The sequence below is a fragment of the Dehalobacter sp. DCM genome, assembly GCF_024972775.1.
Classification (GTDB): domain Bacteria; phylum Bacillota; class Desulfitobacteriia; order Desulfitobacteriales; family Syntrophobotulaceae; genus Dehalobacter.
Genome location: NZ_CP092282.1, coordinates 762,828 through 783,217 on the forward strand (window position 1 = coordinate 762,828; position 20,390 = coordinate 783,217).

General features: G+C 45.3%; 34 protein-coding genes. 29 read left to right on the top strand and 5 right to left on the bottom strand.

The genetic code is table 11. The features are described 5' to 3' along the window. Nucleotide 1 precedes the first annotated feature (1 nt). The 26 genes from rplP to LPY66_RS03860 all read left to right on the top strand — a co-directional run bounded on the left by rplP (nt 2) and on the right by LPY66_RS03860 (nt 13,438). Nucleotides 2-454 (top strand): 50S ribosomal protein L16, encoded by a 453-nt coding sequence (gene rplP, locus LPY66_RS03735; RefSeq protein WP_337986761.1) that lies wholly within the window; start codon nt 2-4, stop codon nt 452-454. Beyond that, nucleotides 441-641 (top strand): 50S ribosomal protein L29, encoded by a 201-nt coding sequence (rpmC, locus tag LPY66_RS03740; protein WP_337986762.1) that lies wholly within the window; start codon nt 441-443, stop codon nt 639-641. Before rplP ends, rpmC begins: the two co-directional genes overlap by 14 nt. A gap of 22 nt (nt 642-663) precedes the next feature. Further along, complete coding sequence (gene rpsQ / locus LPY66_RS03745; protein WP_337986763.1) at nt 664-924, top strand: 30S ribosomal protein S17; 261 nt, start codon at nt 664-666, stop codon at nt 922-924. A gap of 43 nt (nt 925-967) precedes the next feature. Then, on the top strand, nt 968-1,336 hold the full coding sequence (gene rplN, locus LPY66_RS03750; protein ID WP_337986764.1) for a 50S ribosomal protein L14: 369 nt from the start codon (nt 968-970) through the stop codon (nt 1,334-1,336). Nucleotides 1,337-1,362: 26 nt separating this feature from the next. Continuing rightward, a complete protein-coding gene (rplX, locus tag LPY66_RS03755) occupies nt 1,363-1,707 on the top strand; it encodes a 50S ribosomal protein L24 (protein WP_337986765.1) in 345 nt (114 codons plus the stop codon). Nucleotides 1,708-1,728: 21 nt separating this feature from the next. Continuing rightward, nucleotides 1,729-2,268, top strand: coding sequence for a 50S ribosomal protein L5 (gene rplE / locus LPY66_RS03760; protein WP_337986766.1), 540 nt, complete (start codon nt 1,729-1,731; stop codon nt 2,266-2,268). Nucleotides 2,269-2,288: 20 nt separating this feature from the next. Next, nucleotides 2,289-2,474: a type Z 30S ribosomal protein S14 gene (locus LPY66_RS03765; protein WP_337986767.1), complete on the top strand. Its 186-nt coding sequence runs from the start codon at nt 2,289-2,291 to the stop codon at nt 2,472-2,474. A 28-nt stretch (nt 2,475-2,502) separates the two neighbouring features. Then, entirely contained in the window at nt 2,503-2,904 is a 402-nt protein-coding gene (gene rpsH / locus LPY66_RS03770; protein WP_337986768.1) for a 30S ribosomal protein S8, read from the top strand. Between the two features lie 18 nt (nt 2,905-2,922). Continuing rightward, complete coding sequence (gene rplF / locus LPY66_RS03775) at nt 2,923-3,465, top strand: 50S ribosomal protein L6 (protein ID WP_337986769.1); 543 nt, start codon at nt 2,923-2,925, stop codon at nt 3,463-3,465. A 43-nt stretch (nt 3,466-3,508) separates the two neighbouring features. Further along, complete coding sequence (gene rplR / locus LPY66_RS03780; protein WP_337986770.1) at nt 3,509-3,877, top strand: 50S ribosomal protein L18; 369 nt, start codon at nt 3,509-3,511, stop codon at nt 3,875-3,877. A gap of 24 nt (nt 3,878-3,901) precedes the next feature. After that, complete coding sequence (gene rpsE / locus LPY66_RS03785; protein ID WP_337986771.1) at nt 3,902-4,402, top strand: 30S ribosomal protein S5; 501 nt, start codon at nt 3,902-3,904, stop codon at nt 4,400-4,402. A gap of 146 nt (nt 4,403-4,548) precedes the next feature. Then, nucleotides 4,549-4,992, top strand: a complete 444-nt coding sequence (gene rplO / locus LPY66_RS03790) for a 50S ribosomal protein L15 (protein ID WP_337986772.1) — start codon at nt 4,549-4,551, stop codon at nt 4,990-4,992. Between the two features lies 1 nt (nt 4,993). Further along, entirely contained in the window at nt 4,994-6,283 is a 1,290-nt protein-coding gene (gene secY / locus LPY66_RS03795; protein WP_337986773.1) for a preprotein translocase subunit SecY, read from the top strand. Between the two features lie 13 nt (nt 6,284-6,296). Next, on the top strand, nt 6,297-6,938 hold the full coding sequence (locus LPY66_RS03800; protein ID WP_337986774.1) for an adenylate kinase: 642 nt from the start codon (nt 6,297-6,299) through the stop codon (nt 6,936-6,938). A 6-nt stretch (nt 6,939-6,944) separates the two neighbouring features. Beyond that, a complete protein-coding gene (map, locus tag LPY66_RS03805; protein ID WP_337986775.1) occupies nt 6,945-7,691 on the top strand; it encodes a type I methionyl aminopeptidase in 747 nt (248 codons plus the stop codon). A 40-nt stretch (nt 7,692-7,731) separates the two neighbouring features. Further along, nucleotides 7,732-7,950: a translation initiation factor IF-1 gene (infA, locus tag LPY66_RS03810; RefSeq protein ID WP_337986776.1), complete on the top strand. Its 219-nt coding sequence runs from the start codon at nt 7,732-7,734 to the stop codon at nt 7,948-7,950. Nucleotides 7,951-7,970: 20 nt separating this feature from the next. After that, on the top strand, nt 7,971-8,084 hold the full coding sequence (rpmJ, locus tag LPY66_RS03815; protein WP_083916719.1) for a 50S ribosomal protein L36: 114 nt from the start codon (nt 7,971-7,973) through the stop codon (nt 8,082-8,084). 272 nt (nt 8,085-8,356) lie between these two features. Continuing rightward, nucleotides 8,357-8,728, top strand: a complete 372-nt coding sequence (gene rpsM, locus LPY66_RS03820; protein WP_337986777.1) for a 30S ribosomal protein S13 — start codon at nt 8,357-8,359, stop codon at nt 8,726-8,728. A gap of 16 nt (nt 8,729-8,744) precedes the next feature. Further along, the gene (gene rpsK, locus LPY66_RS03825) at nt 8,745-9,134 is read left to right on the top strand and encodes a 30S ribosomal protein S11 (protein WP_337986778.1); all 390 of its coding nucleotides are present in this window, start codon (nt 8,745-8,747) and stop codon (nt 9,132-9,134) included. Nucleotides 9,135-9,145: 11 nt separating this feature from the next. Continuing rightward, nucleotides 9,146-9,775: a 30S ribosomal protein S4 gene (gene rpsD, locus LPY66_RS03830; protein WP_337986779.1), complete on the top strand. Its 630-nt coding sequence runs from the start codon at nt 9,146-9,148 to the stop codon at nt 9,773-9,775. A gap of 30 nt (nt 9,776-9,805) precedes the next feature. Further along, the gene (locus tag LPY66_RS03835; protein ID WP_337986780.1) at nt 9,806-10,753 is read left to right on the top strand and encodes a DNA-directed RNA polymerase subunit alpha; all 948 of its coding nucleotides are present in this window, start codon (nt 9,806-9,808) and stop codon (nt 10,751-10,753) included. 19 nt (nt 10,754-10,772) lie between these two features. Then, entirely contained in the window at nt 10,773-11,114 is a 342-nt protein-coding gene (gene rplQ, locus LPY66_RS03840; protein WP_337986781.1) for a 50S ribosomal protein L17, read from the top strand. Nucleotides 11,115-11,303: 189 nt separating this feature from the next. Beyond that, entirely contained in the window at nt 11,304-12,086 is a 783-nt protein-coding gene (truA, locus tag LPY66_RS03845; RefSeq protein WP_337986782.1) for a tRNA pseudouridine(38-40) synthase TruA, read from the top strand. Nucleotides 12,087-12,249: 163 nt separating this feature from the next. Next, the gene (gene rplM, locus LPY66_RS03850) at nt 12,250-12,684 is read left to right on the top strand and encodes a 50S ribosomal protein L13 (RefSeq protein ID WP_337986783.1); all 435 of its coding nucleotides are present in this window, start codon (nt 12,250-12,252) and stop codon (nt 12,682-12,684) included. Between the two features lie 19 nt (nt 12,685-12,703). Beyond that, nucleotides 12,704-13,099, top strand: coding sequence for a 30S ribosomal protein S9 (rpsI, locus tag LPY66_RS03855; RefSeq protein ID WP_337986784.1), 396 nt, complete (start codon nt 12,704-12,706; stop codon nt 13,097-13,099). 30 nt (nt 13,100-13,129) lie between these two features. Next, complete coding sequence (locus tag LPY66_RS03860; RefSeq protein WP_337986785.1) at nt 13,130-13,438, top strand: hypothetical protein; 309 nt, start codon at nt 13,130-13,132, stop codon at nt 13,436-13,438. 74 nt (nt 13,439-13,512) lie between these two features. Here the strand turns inward: LPY66_RS03860 and LPY66_RS03865 are convergent, their stop codons facing one another. The 4 genes from LPY66_RS03865 to LPY66_RS03880 all read right to left on the bottom strand — a co-directional run bounded on the left by LPY66_RS03865 (nt 13,513) and on the right by LPY66_RS03880 (nt 15,328). Next, nucleotides 13,513-14,088: a hypothetical protein gene (locus LPY66_RS03865; protein ID WP_337986786.1), complete on the bottom strand. Its 576-nt coding sequence runs from the start codon at nt 14,086-14,088 to the stop codon at nt 13,513-13,515. 333 nt (nt 14,089-14,421) lie between these two features. Next, nucleotides 14,422-14,874, bottom strand: a complete 453-nt coding sequence (locus LPY66_RS03870; protein WP_337986787.1) for a hypothetical protein — start codon at nt 14,872-14,874, stop codon at nt 14,422-14,424. A gap of 170 nt (nt 14,875-15,044) precedes the next feature. Continuing rightward, complete coding sequence (locus tag LPY66_RS03875) at nt 15,045-15,179, bottom strand: CPC_1213 family protein (RefSeq protein WP_337986788.1); 135 nt, start codon at nt 15,177-15,179, stop codon at nt 15,045-15,047. A gap of 14 nt (nt 15,180-15,193) precedes the next feature. Next, complete coding sequence (locus tag LPY66_RS03880) at nt 15,194-15,328, bottom strand: hypothetical protein (RefSeq protein ID WP_337986789.1); 135 nt, start codon at nt 15,326-15,328, stop codon at nt 15,194-15,196. 278 nt (nt 15,329-15,606) lie between these two features. On the opposite strand from LPY66_RS03880, the gene LPY66_RS03885 reads away from it, so the two are divergent. The 3 genes from LPY66_RS03885 to LPY66_RS03895 all read left to right on the top strand — a co-directional run bounded on the left by LPY66_RS03885 (nt 15,607) and on the right by LPY66_RS03895 (nt 18,882). Continuing rightward, nucleotides 15,607-16,059: a peptidoglycan-binding domain-containing protein gene (locus LPY66_RS03885; RefSeq protein ID WP_337986790.1), complete on the top strand. Its 453-nt coding sequence runs from the start codon at nt 15,607-15,609 to the stop codon at nt 16,057-16,059. Between the two features lie 183 nt (nt 16,060-16,242). Beyond that, nucleotides 16,243-18,531 carry a molybdopterin-dependent oxidoreductase gene (locus tag LPY66_RS03890; protein WP_337986791.1) on the top strand — a complete coding sequence of 763 codons (2,289 nt, stop codon included), beginning with the start codon at nt 16,243-16,245 and terminating at the stop codon, nt 18,529-18,531. A 15-nt stretch (nt 18,532-18,546) separates the two neighbouring features. Continuing rightward, on the top strand, nt 18,547-18,882 hold the full coding sequence (locus LPY66_RS03895; RefSeq protein ID WP_337986792.1) for a 4Fe-4S dicluster domain-containing protein: 336 nt from the start codon (nt 18,547-18,549) through the stop codon (nt 18,880-18,882). 215 nt (nt 18,883-19,097) lie between these two features. On the opposite strand, the gene LPY66_RS03900 is transcribed toward LPY66_RS03895, so the two are convergent. Further along, the gene (locus LPY66_RS03900; RefSeq protein WP_337986793.1) at nt 19,098-20,318 is read right to left on the bottom strand and encodes an MFS transporter; all 1,221 of its coding nucleotides are present in this window, start codon (nt 20,316-20,318) and stop codon (nt 19,098-19,100) included. Nucleotides 20,319-20,390 lie beyond the last annotated feature (72 nt).

Sequence of the window (20,390 nt, forward strand, 5' to 3'; positions counted from 1 at the left end):
AATGCTAGTACCAACCAGAGTAAAGCATCGTAAACAACATCGTCCCAGCTTAAAAGGAACAGCCCAAAAGGGCAACAAGGTTGCTTACGGTGAGTATGGACTCATGGCTCTCGAAAGTGCTTGGATCACCAATCGTCAGATTGAGGCAGCACGTATTGCAATGACCCGTTACATCAAACGTGGCGGTAAAGTATGGATAAATATCTTCCCCGACAGGCCGATTACGGCAAAACCTGCTGAAACCAGAATGGGAAGCGGAAAAGGTACTCCCGAGTACTGGATTGCAGTCGTAAAACCGAACCGGGTCATGTTTGAACTGGCCGGGGTTTCTGAGGAAGTTGCCCGCGAAGCATTAAGACTCGCAATGCATAAACTTCCAATAAAATGCAAGTTCGTCCGTAAAGAGGATCAGGTCGGAGAACAGGCTGGAGGTGGCGTAGATGGCGAAGAATAAAGATTTCCGTGACATGACCGATGAAGAGCTTCTGAAACAAGTTGACGGGTTGAAAACGGAATTATTCAATTTGCGTTTCCAAATGGCTACGGGACAGCTGGACAATCCGATGCGGATCAGAGAGGTTCGTAAAGGAATCGCCAGAGGCAAGACCATTCTCCGTGAGCGCGAGCTCAAGCGTGCTTAAGGCAGGAAAGGAGGCAGAAACATTGGAAAGATCACAGCGTAAAACCCAATCTGGAAAAGTTGTCAGCGACAAAATGGATAAGACCATCGTTGTCGTTGTTGAAACCCGTAAAAAGCACCCGATCTATCATAAGACGGTTAAAGTAACAAAAAAATACAAAGCGCATGATGAAAATAACGAGGCAAAAACAGGTGACACTGTCCTCATTATGGAAACCAGACCCTTAAGCAAAGAAAAGAATTGGCGTTTGGTAAAAGTAGTTGAGAAAGCAGTTGTTCTCTAAGATCTCGAGAATTTTAAGCAGCTAAGAAAGGAGGTTCCGCCCAATGATTCAGGCTGAATCGACCCTTAAAGTGGGAGATAATACCGGTGCAAAGAAATTATTATGTATCCGTGTATTGGGTGGTTCTAAACGTCGTTACGCAACAATAGGTGATGTGATCGTTGCTGCTGTTAAAGAAGCAACACCAGGCGGCGTTGTCAAAAAAGGTGATGTTGTCAAAGCTGTTGTTGTTCGTACTAAGAAAGAAATAAAAAGACCGGATGGTTCGTATATCCGTTTTTCCGAAAATGCCGCTGTCATCATCAAAGATGATAAAAGTCCGAAAGGTACGCGTATTTTTGGGCCGGTAGCCCGTGAACTCAGAGAAAAAGACTACATGAAAATTGTGTCGCTGGCACCGGAAGTACTCTAATAAATCCGGACGGAGGTGAATGATAAATGTCCGCCGAAAAAACAAAAGTGAACGTAAAAAAAGGCGATATGGTGATGGTTATTACCGGTAAGGATGCCGGGAAAAAAGGTAAAGTGCTCGAAGTCCTTCCGCAAAAAAGCAGAGTTGTGGTCGAAAAGGTCAACGTCGTTAAAAAGCACCAGAAACCGACCAAGGACAACCCTCAGGGCGGAATCATGGACAAAGAAGCGCCGATCCATAGTTCAAATGTCATGTTGTTCTGTACAGAATGTAATTCTGTAACCAGAAAAAGTATAAAAGAGACCGGCGAAGGAAAAGTTCGCGTCTGTAAAAAATGCGGAAGCAATTTACCTGACGCAAATAAGAAGTAATTCTGGAAGGGAGGTACTCTGGTGGCCCGCTTAAAAGATTATTATAAAAATGAAATAACCCCGGCACTGCAGAAGAATTTTAACTACACGAACGTGATGCAGACACCGAAGCTGGATAAAGTCGTGATCAATATCGGATTAGGGGAAGCGATTCAAAATCCGAAAGCGATTGACTCAGCTGTTGATGACATCATGACCATTACAGGACAAAAACCTGTGGTAACACGCGCCAAGAAGTCTATTGCTGCGTTTAAACTTCGTGCAGGAATGCCAATTGGAGTAAAGGTGACCTTAAGAGGTGACCGGATGTATGAGTTTGTTGACAGACTGATCAACGTTGCACTTCCTCGGGTAAGAGATTTTCAGGGAGTATCCGCTAAAGCCTTTGATGGAAGGGGTAATTACACCCTTGGTATCAAAGAACAGCTGATTTTCCCGGAAATCAATTTCGACAAGATCGATAAGCTCAGAGGTATGGATATTGTCTTCGTGACAACGGCGAAAACTGATGAAGAGGCAAAAGAACTTCTTAAGGGGTTCCGGATGCCATTCCGTGACTAGATAAGAAGGAGGCTTAAACTATGGCCAAGACGTCAATGAAAGTTCGTCAATCGCGCCAACCAAAATATAGTGTTCGCGCCCATAACCGCTGCAAGATATGTGGCCGTCCTCACGCTTATATGAGGAAATTTGGAATATGCAGGATATGCTTCAGAGAATTGGCTTACAAGGGCGAACTGCCCGGTATAACCAAGGCTAGCTGGTAAGCATTATTGGAGAAAGGGGGAAAACCAAGTGTCAATAGTATCAGATCCTATCGCCGATTTCCTGACCAGGATCCGGAATGCCGGTATGGTTTATCACGATAAAGTCGAAATACCTGCCTCTAGTATTAAGAAGGATTTGGCCGAACTGTTGAAACAGGAAGGCTTCATCAAGGATTATGAATATATTGATGATAGCAAGCAGGGGGTTCTGAGGTTATATCTCAAATATGGCCCCAACCGGGAAAGAGTCATCAGCGGACTGAAACGAATCAGTCGTCCCGGCCTGCGCGTATATGCAAAAAAAGACCAGATCCCGAAAGTATTGGGTGGTCTGGGAGTGGCTGTGATATCTACCTCCAAGGGCATTATGCCTGACCGAAAGGCTCGCACTGAAGGTTTGGGTGGAGAAGTCATCTGCTATATTTGGTAAAGGATGGAGGTGTAGAATATGTCTCGAATTGGTAGAAAAGCGATCGCTATCCCCAGTGGTGTCGAAGTAAAGATGGATGGCCAGATCGTTACCGTAAAAGGTCCCAAAGGAACGCTCACAAAAGAATTTCGTCCTGAGATCGCGATCCAGGTCGAAGAAAATACAATCACAGTTTCCCGTCCCAATGACGAACCTTTCTACCGTTCGCTGCACGGACTGACCCGCACCCTTCTCGCCAATATGGTAGAAGGTGTGTCCAACGGATTCAGCAAAAACCTGGACCTTGTGGGTGTTGGCTATCGTGCTGCGCTCCAGGGAACAAAGCTTGCCCTGACAGTCGGTAAATCTCATCCTGTGGAAATGCTGCCGCCAGATGGGATCGTAATCGAAGTCCCTGCCCCGAACAAAATCGTCATCAAAGGGATCGATAAAGAACAAGTCGGCAATTTTGCTGCAGACGTCCGTAAGCAACGTGAGCCTGAGCCGTATAAAGGCAAAGGTATCAAATATGAAAAAGAAGTCATCCGCCGCAAGGAAGGTAAAACCGGCGGTAAAAAGTAAGGTAAGGGCAAAATCTCTTGCTGCATAGAAAGGATGAATCTACGTGATTAATCGTAAAGATCGCAGACTGGCTTTAAAACAAAAGCATAAAAGTGTCCGCAAAAAAGTTTACGGAACTGCTGAAAGACCGCGCATGGCCGTCTTCAGAAGCTTAAACCATATCTACGCTCAGATCATCAATGATGATCTCGGAATAACACTTGCCGCCGCTTCCTCGCTTGACGCAGAGTTTAAAGCAGCTGAGTTGTCTGGTGGAAATATTGAAGGCGCCAAGAAAGTTGGCGAACTTATTGCCAAAAGAGCTTTAGAAAAAGGTACTACCCAAGTTGTCTATGACCGCGGCGGAAGCCTCTATCACGGAAGAGTTGCTGCTCTGGCTGAAGCCGCCAGAGAAGCAGGACTCGACTTCTAAACCTTAGAAAAGGAGGGAAAATCATTGTCAAACATTGATCCGAGCAAATTGGAACTTACCGAAAAAATTGTTCATATTGCCCGTGTTGCTAAGGTTGTCAAAGGCGGAAGACGTTTCAGCTTCAGTGCACTGGTCGTCGTTGGCGACGGTAACGGAATCGTCGGTGCAGGACTCGGCAAAGCGAGCGAAGTCCCGGAAGCGATCCGCAAGGGCGTTGAAGATGCCAAGAAAAACTTAATCGCGATCCCCTTAAAAGGAACGTCCATCCCACATCCGATTATTGGCCAATTTGGCGCTGGCGAAGTTCTTCTGAAACCGGCTTCCAAAGGTACCGGTGTTATTGCCGGGGGACCTGTACGTGCCGTGCTCGAAGTAGCAGGGGTTAAAGATATACTCACAAAATCACTGGGATCTTCCAATGCCCATAATGTTGTCAACGCCACTATGGCCGGACTTAAAGCCTTGAAACGTGAAGGTGATGTGGCCAAACTTCGTGGCAAAGCAGTGGAAGAAATTATCGGATAACGGCCACGGATGGCCTAATATCGCGGGCACCATGGACGGTGCAGGAGCGATAAGGCCACGGATGGTCTAAATGCCGCGGTTCCACGGATGGAAAGGAGCGGCAAACTTACAACAATAGCGCAGTACCAAGTAAGGAGGTGTCCATTTTGAAACTCCATGAACTCAAACCTGCAGAAGGTTCGACGAAATCACGCAAACGCGTTGGAAGAGGAAACGGTTCCGGACTGGGAAATACAGCCGGTCGTGGCAGTAAAGGTCAGAAAGCCCGTTCCGGCGGCGGTGTTCGCCCGGGATTTGAAGGCGGTCAGATGCCCATTACCCGCAGACTTCCTAAACGTGGTTTTACAAATATCTTTGGCAAAGAATATCAGGTCATTAACATTTCCGACCTGGAAGAAAGATTTGAAAACGGAGACGAAGTAACCATCGAAGCATTATTCGCTTGTGGGCTGATCAATAAAGTCAAAGACGGAGTCAAACTTCTTGGCGACGGTGAACTGACAAAACCATTGACTGTTAAAGTTCATAAGGTCAGCAAAACTGCAGCAGACAAAGTTATCGCTGCCGGCGGAAAAGTAGAGGTGGAATAAATTGATACTTGAGACCCTGAGAGATGCCTGGAAAGTTTCGAGCATTCGAAAAAAAATAGCTTTCACCCTGCTCATGCTTTTGGTATTCCGAATTGGATCCCATATTCCAATTCCGTTTATGGACCGGGATTTACTCCAAAATATGATGGGCAGCGGTGGATTATTTGACTTCTTCAATACATTCTCCGGCGGTTCCCTCAAACGTTTTTCTGTTTTTGCCTTAAGCATCATGCCGTATATTACGGCTTCAATCATTATCACTCTATTGACAGTGGTTGTTCCTTATTTGGAGAGACTGTCTAAAGAAGGCGAACAGGGACGAAAGAAAATTGCTCAGTTGACACGTTATGCGACGGTCGTGCTCGGATTTATCAATGGATTTGGTCTCACCATCGGCTTAAGAAATGCGCTGACGATTCCTCAAGAAAACCTGCGTTACCCTATTTACATTATGGTTGCGCTGGTACTGACTGCAGGAACGGCGTTCTTGATGTGGCTGGGTGAACAAATCACCGAAAAGGGCATCGGCAATGGTATTTCGTTGATCATCTTCTGCGGTATCGTCGCTGGGATACCTGACGTCGTTAAAAATATGGTTAGCCTTTTAAAGGTTGGCGAATTAAACTGGTTTGCGGTATTGGGGCTTGCGATTATTGCAGCTGCCATTATCGCTGGTGTTATTTTCATCCAGGAAGGGCAAAGACGCATCCCGGTCCAATATGCCAAACGCGTGGTCGGGAGAAAAGTCTATGGCGGACAGAGTTCGCATATCCCGTTGAAAGTCAATCAGGCCGGCGTCATTCCGATTATCTTCGGTGTATCGCTGGTAGCCTTTCCGGCGACGATCGCAACGTGGTTCCCAAGTGATTCCGGTTTCGCCACCTTCGCTAATAAATGGATGACAATGAACGGCGAACTGACATCGATCCCGTACCTGGTGGTGTATGCCCTGCTGATTATCTTCTTTACGTTCTTCTATACAGGCATCACGTTTAATCCCATCGATGTCGCAGATAATCTCAAGAAATACGGCGGATTCATACCCGGTATTCGTCCCGGTCGACCGACTTCGGATTATTTGTTTAAAATCATGAACAAGATTACCTTAGCAGGCGGGATTTTCCTGGCGATCATTGCAGTTATTCCGAGTCTGATCATGGGATTCACGAATATTACTAACATCTATTTGGGCGGAACCTCGCTCTTAATCGTTGTCAGTGTTGCCTTGGATACTATGAAGCAGATGGAAAACCAATTGCTGCAGCGACACTACCAGGGATTCTTAAAGTAGGAGGCAAAACAGAATGCAAATTATACTCATGGGTCCTCCTGGCGCAGGCAAAGGAACTCAGGCGGAGCAGCTGATCGAATATTTCAAGATCCCACATATTTCTACAGGCGATATGTTCAGAGCTGCGATTAAACAACAAACTCCTCTGGGACTAAAGGCAAAGGAATATATGGATGCCGGTGGTTTAGTTCCGGATGAAGTAACTATCGGGATTGTCGCAGACAGATTGGCTCAGGCTGACTGTCAGAATGGCTTCCTCCTGGACGGGTTCCCCCGTACGGCTGCACAGGCGGATGCTTTGGCGAAGATCCTAAGTGATACGCACATTACGATTGACGGTGTCATCAATATCGAACTGAGCGAGTCTGATCTCCTGGAAAGACTTACCGGGAGACGGGTGTGCAAACAGTGCGGCGCTACCTACCACACGGTCTTTAATGCGTCTAAAGAACACGGCGTATGTGACAAGTGCGGCGGCGAACTCTACCAACGCAGTGACGATACACTCGAAACAGCTCAGAACCGGTTAAAGGTCTATAATGACCAAACGGAACCTCTGATTGCCTATTACAGCAAATTGGGTTTACTCAAGCAGATTAACGGCGATCAAGAGATCAAACAGGTTTTCAGTGATGTTCTTCGTGCTCTGGAGTAGTCTATTATGATTGAGCTTAAAAACAAAGAACAGCTGCAGCGGATGCGTAAAGCAGGACGGATCGTAGCTGAAACTCTGGAACTAATGAAAGAACTTGTAGCTCCCGGAGTAACAACAGAAGATCTGGACCGGGCAGCAGAAGAATATATCGTCAAATGCGGCGCGATCCCCGCTTTCAAGGGTTATAACGGGTTTCCCGCAACACTGTGTACCTCTGTTAATGAAGAGGTTGTACACGGGATCCCTGGTTTAAGGCCTTTAAAAAGTGGAGATATTATCAGTATTGACTGTGGGGCAATCATTGACGGGTACGTCGGTGACTCGGCAATCACCTTGGCAGTGGGTAAAATAAGTACCGAACACCAGAATCTGCTGGTGGTAACAAAAAACTCACTGGCAAAGGGAATTGCTCAAGCCCATAAGGGAAATCGGCTTTTCGATATTTCGCATGCTGTCCAGACCTATGTCGAAGATAACACTATGTCGGTTGTACGGGACTATGTCGGTCACGGAATCGGCAGAAAAATGCATGAAGAACCTCAAGTACCCAATTTTGGCAAACCCGGGAGGGGGCCGAGACTCGAGGTAGGGATGGTCCTGGCAATAGAACCAATGGTCAACTTAGGAGGCTATCACGTGGAAACTCTTGAGAACCAGTGGACTGTAGTAACCAAAGATCGCCGAGCATCGGCGCATTTTGAACACACAGTGGCTATTACTGAAGATGGCCCTGAAATACTAACTCGAATTTGAGGCTGACCCGATAAAAAAATGTCAAAGGAGGGATACAAGAATGTCTAAAGAAGATGTTATTGAGGTCGAAGGTAAAGTACTGGAGCCGCTGCCGAACGCCATGTTCACGGTGGAGCTCAACAATGGTCATAAGGTACTGGCGCATGTCTCGGGCAAGATCAGGATGCATTTTATCAAAATCCTGCCGGGAGACAGAGTCACTGTGGAGCTTTCTCCCTATGACTTGACCAGAGGAAGAATAGTATATCGATTTAAGTAAGGAACAAGGGAGGGATCACAGTGAAAGTAAGGCCTTCTGTGAAACCGATTTGTGAAAAGTGTAAAATCATTAAACGGCACGGCAAAGTTATGGTTATATGCGAAAACCCTAAGCATAAACAACGTCAGGGCTAAGTCGAGGTTCGAAGTTCGATGTTCGATGTTCGATAATCTGCATGTCAGAACGGCAGAGACTGCGAATTAAGAATATCGCGCGACGTACAGCGAATCGCAACGAATTATAGTAGATGCCAAGCCAGAAGGTGAAGCATATTCACAGCATGTCATCAGCAGATGCGAAAAACAACGCAGTAGCTATTTGTTAACTGCAGAACTGTAACTCAGAAACAGGATTCGAACATCGAATCACGAATATCGAATATCGATTACGGAGGTGTTAAACTTAGATGGCACGTATCGCAGGGGTGGATATACCTCGGGACAAACGCGTTGAGATTTCTCTGACCTACATTTATGGCATCGGAGTATCTCAATCCAGAAAAATCCTGGCAAAGACCCAGATCAATCCGGATACCCGGGTTAAGGATCTTACAGACGATGAAGTCGCTAAAATCAGGGAACTACTTGATAAAGAATACATGGTTGAAGGCGATCTGCGTCGCGAAGTGTCCCTCAACATTAAGCGATTGATGGAAATTGGCAGCTATCGTGGCCTTCGCCATCGTCGCGGACTCCCGGTGCGGGGACAGAGGACCAAAACCAATGCCCGTACAAGGAAAGGTCCGGCAAGAGCAATTGGCGGGAAGAAGAAAAAGTAAAGGGGGGCATTGAAGCATGGCACGTAAAATTGTTCGTACCAAAAGAAGAGAACGTAAAAATGTTGAAAGCGGCGTAGCGCATATCAAATCCACTTTCAATAATACGATCGTTACCATAACCGACACAACGGGAAATGCACTTTCCTGGTCCAGCGCCGGTGCTTTGGGTTTCAAAGGTTCGCGTAAAAGCACACCTTATGCCGCTCAGATGGCTGCAGAAACCGCTGCCAAAGCAGCTATGGAACATGGACTTAAAATTGTCGAGTGTTTTGTAAAAGGTCCCGGATCAGGTCGTGAAGCTGCAATCAGAGCATTGCAAGCCGCTGGTCTGGAAGTTAATCTTATTCGGGATGTAACACCGGTTCCGCATAACGGATGTCGGCCGCCCAAGCGCAGAAGAGTATAGGGGGTGTAAGAATGGCAAAATATACAGATTCAGTATGTCGTCTGTGCCGGCGCGAAGGTCAGAAGTTGTTCCTGAAAGGGGATCGCTGCTATACCAATAAGTGTGCCGTTGACCGCCGGGCTTATGCTCCTGGTATGCATGGACAAAATAGAGGCAAGAAACCGACAGAGTACGGTATCCAGCTTCGTGAAAAACAAAAAGTTCGCCGGATTTACGGCGTCATGGAAAAACAGTTCCGCGGGTATTTTGATAAAGCTGCCCGTCAAAAAGGGATGACAGGGGAAAACCTGCTCCGCTTATTGGAACGCCGCTTGGATAATGTTGTTTACCGACTTGGTTTTGCTGCATCCAGACCGGAAGCACGTCAGCTGGTTACCCACGGTCATATCACCATCAATGGGAAACGGGTCGATATCGCCTCCTATCTGGTACGTGTCGGCGAAGCAATTTCTATCAAAGAAACCAGCAGAGACAATAATCGGATCAAGGAAATGGCAGAATCCATCAAGGATCGTGCAATTCCTGCTTGGCTGAGCATGGATGCCAACAGTCTGACCGGAACAGTCATTAATCTGCCGTCCCGTGAAGATATCCAGATTCCGATTGAAGAACATCTTATTGTCGAGAAATATTCTCGTTAAACTTTTCCGGGAAAGAAGGGGTGTATTCCGATGCTTGAAATCGAGAAACCCAATATCGAGTGTGTTGAGAGATCAGAAGATAATACCTATGCCAAATTCGTCATTGAACCTTTGGAGAGAGGCTATGGCATTACTTTGGGGAATTCCCTGCGTCGTATCCTGCTTTCTTCTCTACCCGGGTCGGCAGTTACTTCAGTCAAAATTGAGGGAGTACTCCATGAGTTCTCAACCATTCCAGGAGTCTTAGAAGACGTAACAGAGATAATCCTCAATATCAAATCCCTTGCGCTGAAAGGTTTTACCGATGAATCGCGTGTGCTCCGTCTGGAGTGCGAAGGGGAAAGGGTTGTCACAGCTGGAGACATTATCACCGGTCCCGATATTGAGATCTTAAATCCTGACTTGAAGATCGCCACGTTGGATAAAGACGGGCGTCTCTTCATGGAAATGAACGTCGAACGGTCCCGCGGATACGTCTCAGCTGAGAAGAACAAAAAAGCAGATCAGGTAATAGGTGTTATTCCTGTCGATTCTATCTTTACGCCAATCTATAAAGTTAACTATGCTGTTGAAGACACCCGTGTCGGAATGATGACGGACTTTGACAAACTGACATTGGAAGTATGGTCCAACGGCAGCATTACTCCGAAAGAGGCCACAAGCCTTGCAGCCAAGATTTTGAGTGAGCATCTGCGGCTCTTTATCGGACTGAACGATAATCTGGGTAATGTTGAAATCATGGTGGAAAAAGAAGAAGAGGCCAAAGACAAGATCCTGGAGATGACTATTGAAGAACTCGATCTCTCCGTCAGATCTTATAACTGCCTGAAACGCGCCGGCATCAACAGTGTAGAAGAATTAACGCAAAGAACAGAAGAAGATATGATCAAAGTACGCAATCTTGGGCGCAAATCTCTGGAAGAAGTCGAACATAAGCTCAGAGAACTTGGGCTGGGATTCCGTACTCCTGAAGATTGACCTAAAGGGGGGATCACAGTTGGCATACCGTAAGCTAGGAGTTAACATGAGCCGCCGAAGGGCTATGTTAAGAAATATTGTTACTTCCCTGTTGAAACACGGGAAGATCGAAACGACGGAAGCAAGAGCAAAAGAACTGAATGCGCTGGCAGAGAAGATGATTACCCTTGGCAAAAAGGGCGATTTGGCAGCCAGACGTCAGGTAATGGAATATTTGCTGGATGAAACTGTCGTGAAAGACCTATTTGATACGATTGCACCAAAATACGCCGATCGGCAGGGTGGTTACACCCGGATCATGAAATCCGGCTATCGTCGTGGAGATGCTGCCGAAATGGTTATAATTGAGCTTGTAGACTAATTGATGGTTCAATAACCGAAGTTCGAAGTTTGAGGCAATAATCGAGGTCCGAGTCCGAGGCTTGGCGTCGGAAGTCTCTGAACATACCTGATGTTCGGCTTCGAACTTCACATTGGATCATTCGCTCTGTCTTTGCATCAAGGTGCTCAATCTGCTTTCATAAAGTAATCGATTTACTGGAGAAAGAACATGCGCAACATCCTTCTGCGATTAGCCTACGATGGTACAAACTACCATGGATTCCAGCGCCAACCGGAGGAACATGGATTAACGGTCCAGGGAGAACTGGAAAAGGTCTGGAAGAAGCTTTTTGCCGAAGAAGTTAAGGTCATCACAGCTGGCAGGACTGATACCGGTGTCCATGCTGCGGGGCAGGTTGTTAATTTGAGCTCAGAGGCCCGTATACCTGAGGATAAAATACCAAAGGCGATGAACAGTATCTTACCTTGTGATATTCGGGTACTGGAAGCCAGGGATGTCCCGGCAGAATTTAACGCTAGAAAAAGCGCTAAATGGAAACGATATGATTATCGGATTGACAACGGGAAAATTCCAAACGTATTTAGACGGTTATATTCCTGTCACGAGCCGATTCCACTGGATACCAAGGCCATGCAAATGGCAGCATCTTTTCTCGAAGGGACTCATAACTTTAGAGCATTTGCCGCTGCCGGATCTTCGGCCAAAAGTTTTGTCCGGACCTTGTACCACTGCAAAGTCAGTCGTATGGACGGGCAAATCATGATTACATGCATAGGCAATGGTTTTCTTTACAATATGGTAAGAATCATTGCCGGGACACTCATGGATGCAGGTAAAGGACGAATCGACCCAAATGCTATCCCGATGATCCTGGAATCTCAGGATCGTACCAAAGCCGGTGCTACCGCGCTGGCTAAGGGTCTGACTCTGACGTTTGTCGAATATGACGGGACTGATCCCATAACGATTTTCCCGGAAATTGAGCCTTGATGCCTGTAAACATGAAAGAAAAAGTTGACTTCAACGTTTATTTTCGATAAAATTTTTTAGTAGTCTTTTTACCAAAACGTGAATGAGCCCTCACGTCAGGTGATGATATACTGAAAACCAAAAATTAATGGCAATGGACGCGATTAAAAATGGAGGGAACAACATGACCACCACACAATTTGCGAAAGCCCATGAGGTGGACCGTAAATGGTTAGTCATTGACGCAGACGGTGTCTCTTTGGGAAGAGTGGCAGCAGAAGCCGCCCGCTTGCTCAGAGGAAAACATAAACCAATCTTCACACCGAACGTTGACACCGGTGACTTTGTCATCATCGTCAATGCTGAGAAGACACTGCTCACCGGCAATAAACTCGATCAGAAAAAATACCGTTGGCATTCCGGATATCCGGGTGGCTTGAAAGAAGTAACCTACCGGGTGCTTATGAGCAAAACACCGGAAAAGGCCATGGAACATGCTGTTAAAGGAATGCTTCCTCACAATAAGCTTGGTGCCCAGATGTATAAGAAATTCAAAGTATACGCAGGCCCGGAACATCCGCATCAGGCACAGAAACCTGAAACATGGAATTTGAAATAGATTGGAAGGAGGTTAAAGCATGGCAGCACAGCTTCAATATCAAGGTACAGGAAGAAGAAAAAATGCAGTTGCACGGGTCAGATTACTGGCCGGCAACGGACAATATAAAGTGAATGAACGCAGCTTAAGCGAATACTTTGGCAAGAAAACCTTAGAAATGATTGTTCAGCAGCCTCTGGAAATCACCGATACCCTCGGAAAATATGACATTATTGTCAGAGTGCACGGTGGCGGAACCACAGGCCAGGCAGGCGCAGTCAGACACGGCATTGCCAGAGCATTGATCAAAGCCGACGAAAGCCTTCGTCCGGCATTAAAACGTGCAGGCTTCCTGACACGTGACCCACGTATGAAAGAACGCCGTAAATACGGACTCAAAAAAGCCCGTAAAGCACCGCAATTCAGCAAACGCTAGGACTTTAGAAACAGAATCCCTCAGCCGTATATGGTTGGGGGATTTTTTTGTGTTAATAAAGTATTAAATAATTTTGAATATCATAAAAAACTAACAGATACAAAATATGGTGAAATGGCCTCCAATTTATTCTTTCCTAAAATTAAGACTGATACAAGAGAAGGTAAGTTCATAGGTTACATTATTACTCAGATCAACCTTGGATTAACAGGAGTAATAATATCGTATTTGCTTTCCGCTACAGGTCGTGATAAAGCGGTAATCAAAGGTGTAGGAGTTACTACATCAGCATGGCTGTTCTATTATGGAGTTGCTTCAAGATTAAGTACTAAGCAATAAGCCTGGACAAAATTTACACCACTTCTCAGTCTTATCGATTATATTAGTTTAGGAGGTTTATGTGGTATTCTTACTCATTGCTCGGTATAAGAAGAGCAAGAGTATCTCAGTGGAAATTCATTATTATCTGGGTTTGTATTATTGCATAAATTATTGCCGATTAAAGGTAGCTTTGTTTTATTAGAATTTATCTTAATATCTGGAAAGATACTATCATCTCCAAGCTTTGAGATGCAATAACCACATACAGAGCCTGAAATAGTATGTATTATAAAACTATATATAGGTGTATGAGCTCTTTTCGCCTTTGTATCCAAGACCTCTTTATATATCAGCCCATTAAAAGTTAACCAAGACAATGCATAAACCCCTATTCCCTTTAATATCGGTTTATCACGTCCAGTAGCAGATAATAGATAACTTGCTGAGACTCCCATAATACAATTTGATATATTATTAACCAAGGCTGATACAATTTTGCCAGAAAGTGTATTTGATTTTGACCTCTCCACAAATAAACTTGCGGCATGATTATAGTAATAATCGGACAGTCTTAGTTTGTTTGCTATTAAATCAAGTGCAGTTCCAGGAATAGCAGCAATAAGGCTAGATATAATTCCAAGAGTAATACGATCCTTTATTTTTGCCATCTAGATTTTCCTCCCGTATTATTTAATTGATACTATTCTTTCCATTGGGAGTCATAATATTTCTGGAAATTATACTTAATAAGTATAAGTATAAGGTTATGGATAAGATGCGTTGAACCATCTGCGAGAGGTTATAGCTGGGATAAACTCATATAAGTGTTTACTAGACTCTATACATAATACACGCATATGACACAAAAACGCCGGAAGTCCGCTTATAGTGCGTATTCCAAATTCAGCAAACGTAATACCCCGCATATACAGAATCCCTCAAACACGCATGGTTGGGGGATTTTTACAACTATGAGTTATAACTGTAAAAAACTTAATTACTCATTCAATTCGAGTTTTATAAGTACATATTTTGTTCAGAAGATAACCTTCAAGTATTCCATTAAAAACTATATATCCAAATAATGCAACCCAAGGGACAATTAGGGAATTCTTATCCCCCTGTGAAACAATTATTAGAAAGACAAAATAAGGCCCCGATGCACTCATTGTAATGCTTTTTGCATATAAATAGTCTTTTCCAGTTAAGAATAGAGTAAGACTTAATAATACGCCAGTGGCGACGGATAATCCGATTGCATCGATCATCCCGTGGATTTGAGCACTAGGCATCATTGTTAATTTTCCCCCGTAGAAAACTCCTGCCATAACATGCCAAAACGTTTTATATTGTATACCTACTGCAAGTAATAACGCGTTATACAGTAGGTGTGCAATCCCTCCAAATAATCCTGCAATTATTCCGGCAAAAAACCAGTCGTTAAATTTCTTCATGATTTCCTCCTAAAGATATTTCGTTATTATCATGGTAGAAATTTATAATAATATGCATTATATAGAATGAAGCCCGCATACAGAGCGGACTCCTAATTCAGAAAACGTTAATACCCCGGATATTCAGAATCCCTCAAACATGGTTGTTGGGGGTATTTATTATAATCACGTTATTCCGGCTTCTTTAATCCAAACACAGCTCTGGCACTCTCCGCTTGAGGATCATGTTTGATGTTTTTGGAATGAAACTCTCCATCCTCCTTTCTATTGTTTTTTGTGTTTCGCTTATTGTTACCATTGGGCATAGGAATGTCCTCCTTTACACGTCGTTATGCTTAATCGATTTTTTTTTGGCATTCTTATTTTGATTTTGGTTTTCTTGAGTCAGAGGAATTTGACCATTTGCCTTTTCTATTCGCGCTCTTTTATTATCCGGTTGACTGTCTTTGGGCATCGATAAACCTCCTGATTTAAACGAATATCCGCTAAGCTTAGTATTTCAAGTTTAACAAAGATCATTCTTAATGAGGGCACAAGAGCCGAAAGCGGAATGTGGTGCGCGGACCGGACCCGAAAAGAATATATTTGTCTAATTATTCAAAGATCATAATACGAGAGCACCTTGCGAAAATACGGTCTTGGTTCACAACGGGCTTCTCGGGCTTTTCACGAAGTAACTCATCCCTGGCATAAGATGATGATAACAAATCAGAAATTGAGGAGGAAAATGCGATGAGCCTTCAGTTAAACAGAACGCTTAAAATTGGCATGAAAGGCGACGATGTGAAACTGCTGCAAAAAGCACTCATCGACTTAGGGTACGATCCCGGAACGCTTGACGGCGTGTTTGGTTCCCGCACCCAATTAACAGTGATGGCCTTTCAACGTAATTTCAGGCTATTACAGGATGGCATTGTGGGTCCGGCCACGCTGCTGGCGTTGAATAAAGCATTGACAGAACCCGTTTTACTTAAAGTGGGTTCTCGAGGTCCGGAGGTAGCCACCATTCAGTCTGCGCTGAGAGAATTAGGCTATGGTCCGAGCTTAGCGGATGGCGTATTTGGACCAGAGACCCGAGCCGCCGTGATTTCCTTTCAAAAAGATTATGGGCTTAAACAAGATGGTGTAGCCGGTCCTCAGACCTTTACCGTGTTGGATCAGGTACTCCGGTATCGAAGAAGGTAAGCTTAATTTCCATAATGAAAATGCTTGCCAAAACGATAAGTAATCTCCGCTTATCGTTATTTCTTGTGCCCCAAAAAGTCGGTAAAATCACCTTTTTTTTTACTGACATACCTGGCCCGTTATATGCATTAGATAATTATCGTGGGAAATAGAAGTGTCAAAATATTAGGAAGGAGAGAAACTATGGCTGAAGAAATCAAAAACAAAAATGACGAAGAGTTTCAGCGCCCCGATTATTTTAAGGAGAGCGAAGAGAAAATTACGGCAGGTAATTTACCATGGCGCTGGGAAGAAGACGGATTAACAGTCACCCGGACAGCAGCATGGGCGGCTCCCGGTTGCCATGATGGTTGCGGAGCCTTGGTTTATACCGACAAGAACGGCCGCTTAGTCAAGGTAGAAGGAGACGAGGAAAACCCATTCTACAATGGTCGTCTCTGCATCCGTTGTCTCGCTTTGCCTGAAGTGGAGTATCATCCGGATCGCTTGCTTTATCCGATGAAAAGGGATAAGGCTGATCGTGGGAAGAACAAGTGGCAGCGCATCAGCTGGGATGAAGCCTATGATATCATTGAAACAAAATTCAATGAGTATAAGCAAAATTTCGGGCCGGAATCCGTCGTATTCAGTCTTGGTACCGGTCGCGGAACTTCCGCTTACATGACCAGACTCTGCTATTCATTTGGAAGCCCCAACTATGCCTATTTTCAGAGCGGCGCCGCCTGCTATGTACCGAGAATCTCTGCCTCAATGACCATGATGGGTACCTATACCTGCCCGGATTGTTCCCAATACTTTATCGACCGTTATGACAATCCGAAATGGAAAGCACCCGGAGTTATCTTCATCTGGGGTAATAACCCGATTATTTCCAACGCTGACGGCAATATGGGTCACTGGATCGTTGACTGTATGAAACGGGGTTCCAAGCTGGTGGTTGTCGATCCGCGTCTGACCTGGCTGGCTGCTAAAGCCGATCTCTGGCTCCAGTTGCGTCCGGGAACGGATGCTGCTTTGGCCATGGCCATGAACGACTACATTATCAAAGAAAAGCTCTACGATAAAGAATTTGTTGAGAACTTCGTTTACGGATTCGACGAATTTGCCGAAAGAGTTGCCCAATATCCGGTGGAAAGAGCCGCAGAAATTACCTGGGTTCCGCAAGATAAAATTATTCGAGCCGCCAAAATGATGGCCACGAAGCCCGTATCGGTTCAATGGGGACTTGCCCTGGACCAGACCAGAGAAGCCATCAACGGAACCCTTGCCGTAGCCGCTCTCTGGTGTATTACCGGAAACCTGGATATCCCCGGCGGTATGATCCCGGTTCACCACCCATTCAACATTCAGGTATGGGCACCGCCCGATCCTCAAGAAATGCTGCCGCCTGAGGTTTGCGCTAAGAGAATCGGCGGTAAAGAATATCCGATGTATGATTACGGCGGTGTCGTACTGACCCAGCCGGATTTAACCGTTGACGCCATGTTAACCGGTATACCCTATGAAATCAAAGCCCATTGGATTCAATCCACCAATCCCATTGCCTGCACCGCGCAAGACGCCAAGGACCGCATGCTGGCCGGCTTCCTTAACGCGGAGTTTAATGTTGTCGTGGATATGTTTATGACACCCACCGCGATGGCTTGTGCAGAAATCGTACTTCCTGTCGCTACCTTCCCGGAAAGAGACGGAATCCGCGAAGTCTATTACTATGTCCAAACAACCAATAAAGCCATGGAGCCCGTCGGCGAATGTAAGTCGGATATGCAGATCACTTATGAATTAGGCAAACGCTTTAATCCGGAAGCATGGCCGGGTGACACCTTGACCGAATTCTTCAGCTACACCATGAAAGAGATGGGAATGACCTTTGAAGAAGTCAGAAAGGAAAACTGGGTATATCCGGAATATAACTACGGAAAATACTTAGAAGGCAAGCAACGTCCGGATGGTATCCCCGGATTCAATACACCCACAGGCAAGATCGAGCTGTATTCTACCCTGTTTGAAGAATGGGGCATGGACCCGCTTCCGTTCTTTGAAGAGCCGGATCAAAGCCCTGTCAGCACACCGGAGATCATGAAAGAGTACCCGTTGGTGCTTACAACCGGCGCGCGTCGTTGGTCCTTCTTCCATTCGGAACATCGTCAAATCAGCAGACTGAGGGCAATCCATCCGGATCCCCTCGTCGAGATTCACCCGCAAACCGCGAAAGAACTGGGGATCAATGAAGGTGACTGGTGCTGGATCGAAAATACCATGAATAAAGTTAAAATGAGAGCCCATCTCACCCTGGGGATTTCACCGAAGGTTGTCAATTGTGACCATGCTTGGTGGTATCCGGAAAGAGATCCTGAAAAGCTGTACGATGTATTTGAAGCCAATGTAAACCTGTTAGTTCCGGCTACATTCGGCCGCAGTGGATTCGGTGCAAACTGCAAATCATTAATCTGCAAGGTCTATAAGGCATAGGAAGGAGATAAAAAAATGTCGCAAAACGGTTTGTTGATCAACTATCAATTTTGCACCGGCTGCCACACGTGTGAAGTAGCCTGTCAAATGGAGCATAAACTCCCTGTCGACCAATGGGGAATCAAATTAGCGGAAATTGGCCCATGGCAGATCAGTGAAGAAAAATGGCAGTATGAATTTGTACCGATCCCGACGGATCAGTGTGATCTTTGTGCTGACCGTGTGGCTAAAGGCAAAAAACCAACCTGTGTCAAGCACTGTCAGTCCTTGGTCATGGAATACGGCCCCATTGAAGAATTAGCTCAGAAAATGGCCGGTAAACCCAAAATGGTTTTATTTGCCCCGAAATAAACCAGAAGAATGAATACAAGCAAGAGATGCTTCATCTCTTGCTTGTATACCCTTAACAAATAAGCAAAACAAAAAGACTAAAAAATAAATATATAAAAAAATGCGGTGCTGTATGACTACTGTCTATAAAGTAGGATTACGGCACCGCCTTCTTCTCTATAATTAACCGCAGCCTTCCTGCCAAGGAATCGAATGGCGTTCTATCATTTATGCGTTTATCCATTATCGCCGATAATGATTTTGCTTTCATACTTCTGGGTTACAAAAATATAGATGAGTGCAAAGACAGCAAAAGCGGCAAAAATTTTGCCGGCGAGAGTAAAGACATCCCGTGTCGATTCGGCTAACGAACCGAGCCATGGGGTAAAATATCCGGATAAAAATTGACCGGCATATATTGACAGGCTTAACAAGGTAACGGCCATCGTTTTGGCCGGTTTTGAAGCCACTTGGGCAACCCGGGTCATCATATAGGGGAACATACAACCCAAGCCGACACCGGTAAAAATCGATCCGATATAGATCAGCGGCATGCTGTGCGCTGTGCTGTAAACGAAATAAGCAAAAGCAAACATCACCAGACCTAATAAAGCTAAATAGCGTTTCAAGTGTTTAAAGAGATACCCAAAAGCAAACGACATGGTTATGGAAGCCACGGTAATTAAGGAAGTCGCCAGTCCCACTTGGGCAGTATTTCCCATCTTTTCAGTGGCCACGAAGATAGAGACATAATAAAGGTTGACCATAGCGACGGTCATGAAGATCAGCATGGCCCCGGCTGTTAAATAGACAGGTAAGCCAAGACGGGTCTTCTGCACTGTGAATCCGGCTGCCTGCGTAATGGAACGATCCTTCTTTTCAGGTGGAAAAGCCGGGAGCAGAATGGCCTGCATGACAATGACAACAACGAATATCAGGTAAAAATAAAACGCATGCCGCCAGTTGGTAAGGGCAACATAACCAGCTGCGATACTTAAAAAGAAGGAGAAGATGCCGCCGACAGCGTTGGACCAGCCGATCATCTGGGCTCTCTCTTTGCCATTGAACAGGTGGGCGATTATCGATGGGGCTAAGGGGTAAACGATACCCATTCCGATCCCTTCAAAGGCGCGAAAAATGACCAGAGCTTCAAGATTGGGAGAGTACATGCTGCCGAAACCGGATGCAACAAAGATGAAGCTGCCAAACATCAGCATATACTTTTTACTGATGAAACGGGACAAATAACCGGTGATCAGAATCGCCGGTATCATCAAAAGCGATGGCAGGGATATTGTCTGATTGAGCAGAACAGGAGACGCATCAGGAAACTCTTGCATGATGCTCCCTAATAACGGAATCATTAATGCACTGGCCACCATGCCGTCAACACTGCTGAATAGTAACGACGCTTTGAGTAGAACACCTCTTATACCCTTGTAAACCGTGTCAGTCATGATAGTTTCCTCCCAAAAATAGTACTCTGTATGGTTTATGCACTGGACCGATGAGTACGATGTCTATTTTAA

What these genes read in the sequence shown, in the direction of transcription:
- rplP (WP_337986761.1), top strand. Translation starts at nt 2, where the DNA reads ATGCTAGTACCAACCAGAGTAAAGCATCGTAAACAACATCGTCCCAGC.
- rpmC (WP_337986762.1), top strand. Translation starts at nt 441, where the DNA reads ATGGCGAAGAATAAAGATTTCCGTGACATGACCGATGAAGAGCTTCTG.
- rplN (WP_337986764.1), top strand. Translation starts at nt 968, where the DNA reads ATGATTCAGGCTGAATCGACCCTTAAAGTGGGAGATAATACCGGTGCA.
- rplX (WP_337986765.1), top strand. Translation starts at nt 1,363, where the DNA reads ATGTCCGCCGAAAAAACAAAAGTGAACGTAAAAAAAGGCGATATGGTG.
- LPY66_RS03765 (WP_337986767.1), top strand. Translation starts at nt 2,289, where the DNA reads ATGGCCAAGACGTCAATGAAAGTTCGTCAATCGCGCCAACCAAAATAT.
- rplF (WP_337986769.1), top strand. Translation starts at nt 2,923, where the DNA reads ATGTCTCGAATTGGTAGAAAAGCGATCGCTATCCCCAGTGGTGTCGAA.
- LPY66_RS03800 (WP_337986774.1), top strand. Translation starts at nt 6,297, where the DNA reads ATGCAAATTATACTCATGGGTCCTCCTGGCGCAGGCAAAGGAACTCAG.
- map (WP_337986775.1), top strand. Translation starts at nt 6,945, where the DNA reads ATGATTGAGCTTAAAAACAAAGAACAGCTGCAGCGGATGCGTAAAGCA.
- infA (WP_337986776.1), top strand. Translation starts at nt 7,732, where the DNA reads ATGTCTAAAGAAGATGTTATTGAGGTCGAAGGTAAAGTACTGGAGCCG.
- rpsM (WP_337986777.1), top strand. Translation starts at nt 8,357, where the DNA reads ATGGCACGTATCGCAGGGGTGGATATACCTCGGGACAAACGCGTTGAG.
- rpsK (WP_337986778.1), top strand. Translation starts at nt 8,745, where the DNA reads ATGGCACGTAAAATTGTTCGTACCAAAAGAAGAGAACGTAAAAATGTT.
- rpsD (WP_337986779.1), top strand. Translation starts at nt 9,146, where the DNA reads ATGGCAAAATATACAGATTCAGTATGTCGTCTGTGCCGGCGCGAAGGT.
- LPY66_RS03835 (WP_337986780.1), top strand. Translation starts at nt 9,806, where the DNA reads ATGCTTGAAATCGAGAAACCCAATATCGAGTGTGTTGAGAGATCAGAA.
- truA (WP_337986782.1), top strand. Translation starts at nt 11,304, where the DNA reads ATGCGCAACATCCTTCTGCGATTAGCCTACGATGGTACAAACTACCAT.
- rplM (WP_337986783.1), top strand. Translation starts at nt 12,250, where the DNA reads ATGACCACCACACAATTTGCGAAAGCCCATGAGGTGGACCGTAAATGG.
- rpsI (WP_337986784.1), top strand. Translation starts at nt 12,704, where the DNA reads ATGGCAGCACAGCTTCAATATCAAGGTACAGGAAGAAGAAAAAATGCA.
- LPY66_RS03860 (WP_337986785.1), top strand. Translation starts at nt 13,130, where the DNA reads ATGGTTGGGGGATTTTTTTGTGTTAATAAAGTATTAAATAATTTTGAA.
- LPY66_RS03865 (WP_337986786.1), bottom strand. Translation starts at nt 14,088, where the DNA reads ATGGCAAAAATAAAGGATCGTATTACTCTTGGAATTATATCTAGCCTT.
- LPY66_RS03870 (WP_337986787.1), bottom strand. Translation starts at nt 14,874, where the DNA reads ATGAAGAAATTTAACGACTGGTTTTTTGCCGGAATAATTGCAGGATTA.
- LPY66_RS03875 (WP_337986788.1), bottom strand. Translation starts at nt 15,179, where the DNA reads ATGCCCAATGGTAACAATAAGCGAAACACAAAAAACAATAGAAAGGAG.
- LPY66_RS03880 (WP_337986789.1), bottom strand. Translation starts at nt 15,328, where the DNA reads ATGCCCAAAGACAGTCAACCGGATAATAAAAGAGCGCGAATAGAAAAG.
- LPY66_RS03885 (WP_337986790.1), top strand. Translation starts at nt 15,607, where the DNA reads ATGAGCCTTCAGTTAAACAGAACGCTTAAAATTGGCATGAAAGGCGAC.
- LPY66_RS03890 (WP_337986791.1), top strand. Translation starts at nt 16,243, where the DNA reads ATGGCTGAAGAAATCAAAAACAAAAATGACGAAGAGTTTCAGCGCCCC.
- LPY66_RS03895 (WP_337986792.1), top strand. Translation starts at nt 18,547, where the DNA reads ATGTCGCAAAACGGTTTGTTGATCAACTATCAATTTTGCACCGGCTGC.
- LPY66_RS03900 (WP_337986793.1), bottom strand. Translation starts at nt 20,318, where the DNA reads ATGACTGACACGGTTTACAAGGGTATAAGAGGTGTTCTACTCAAAGCG.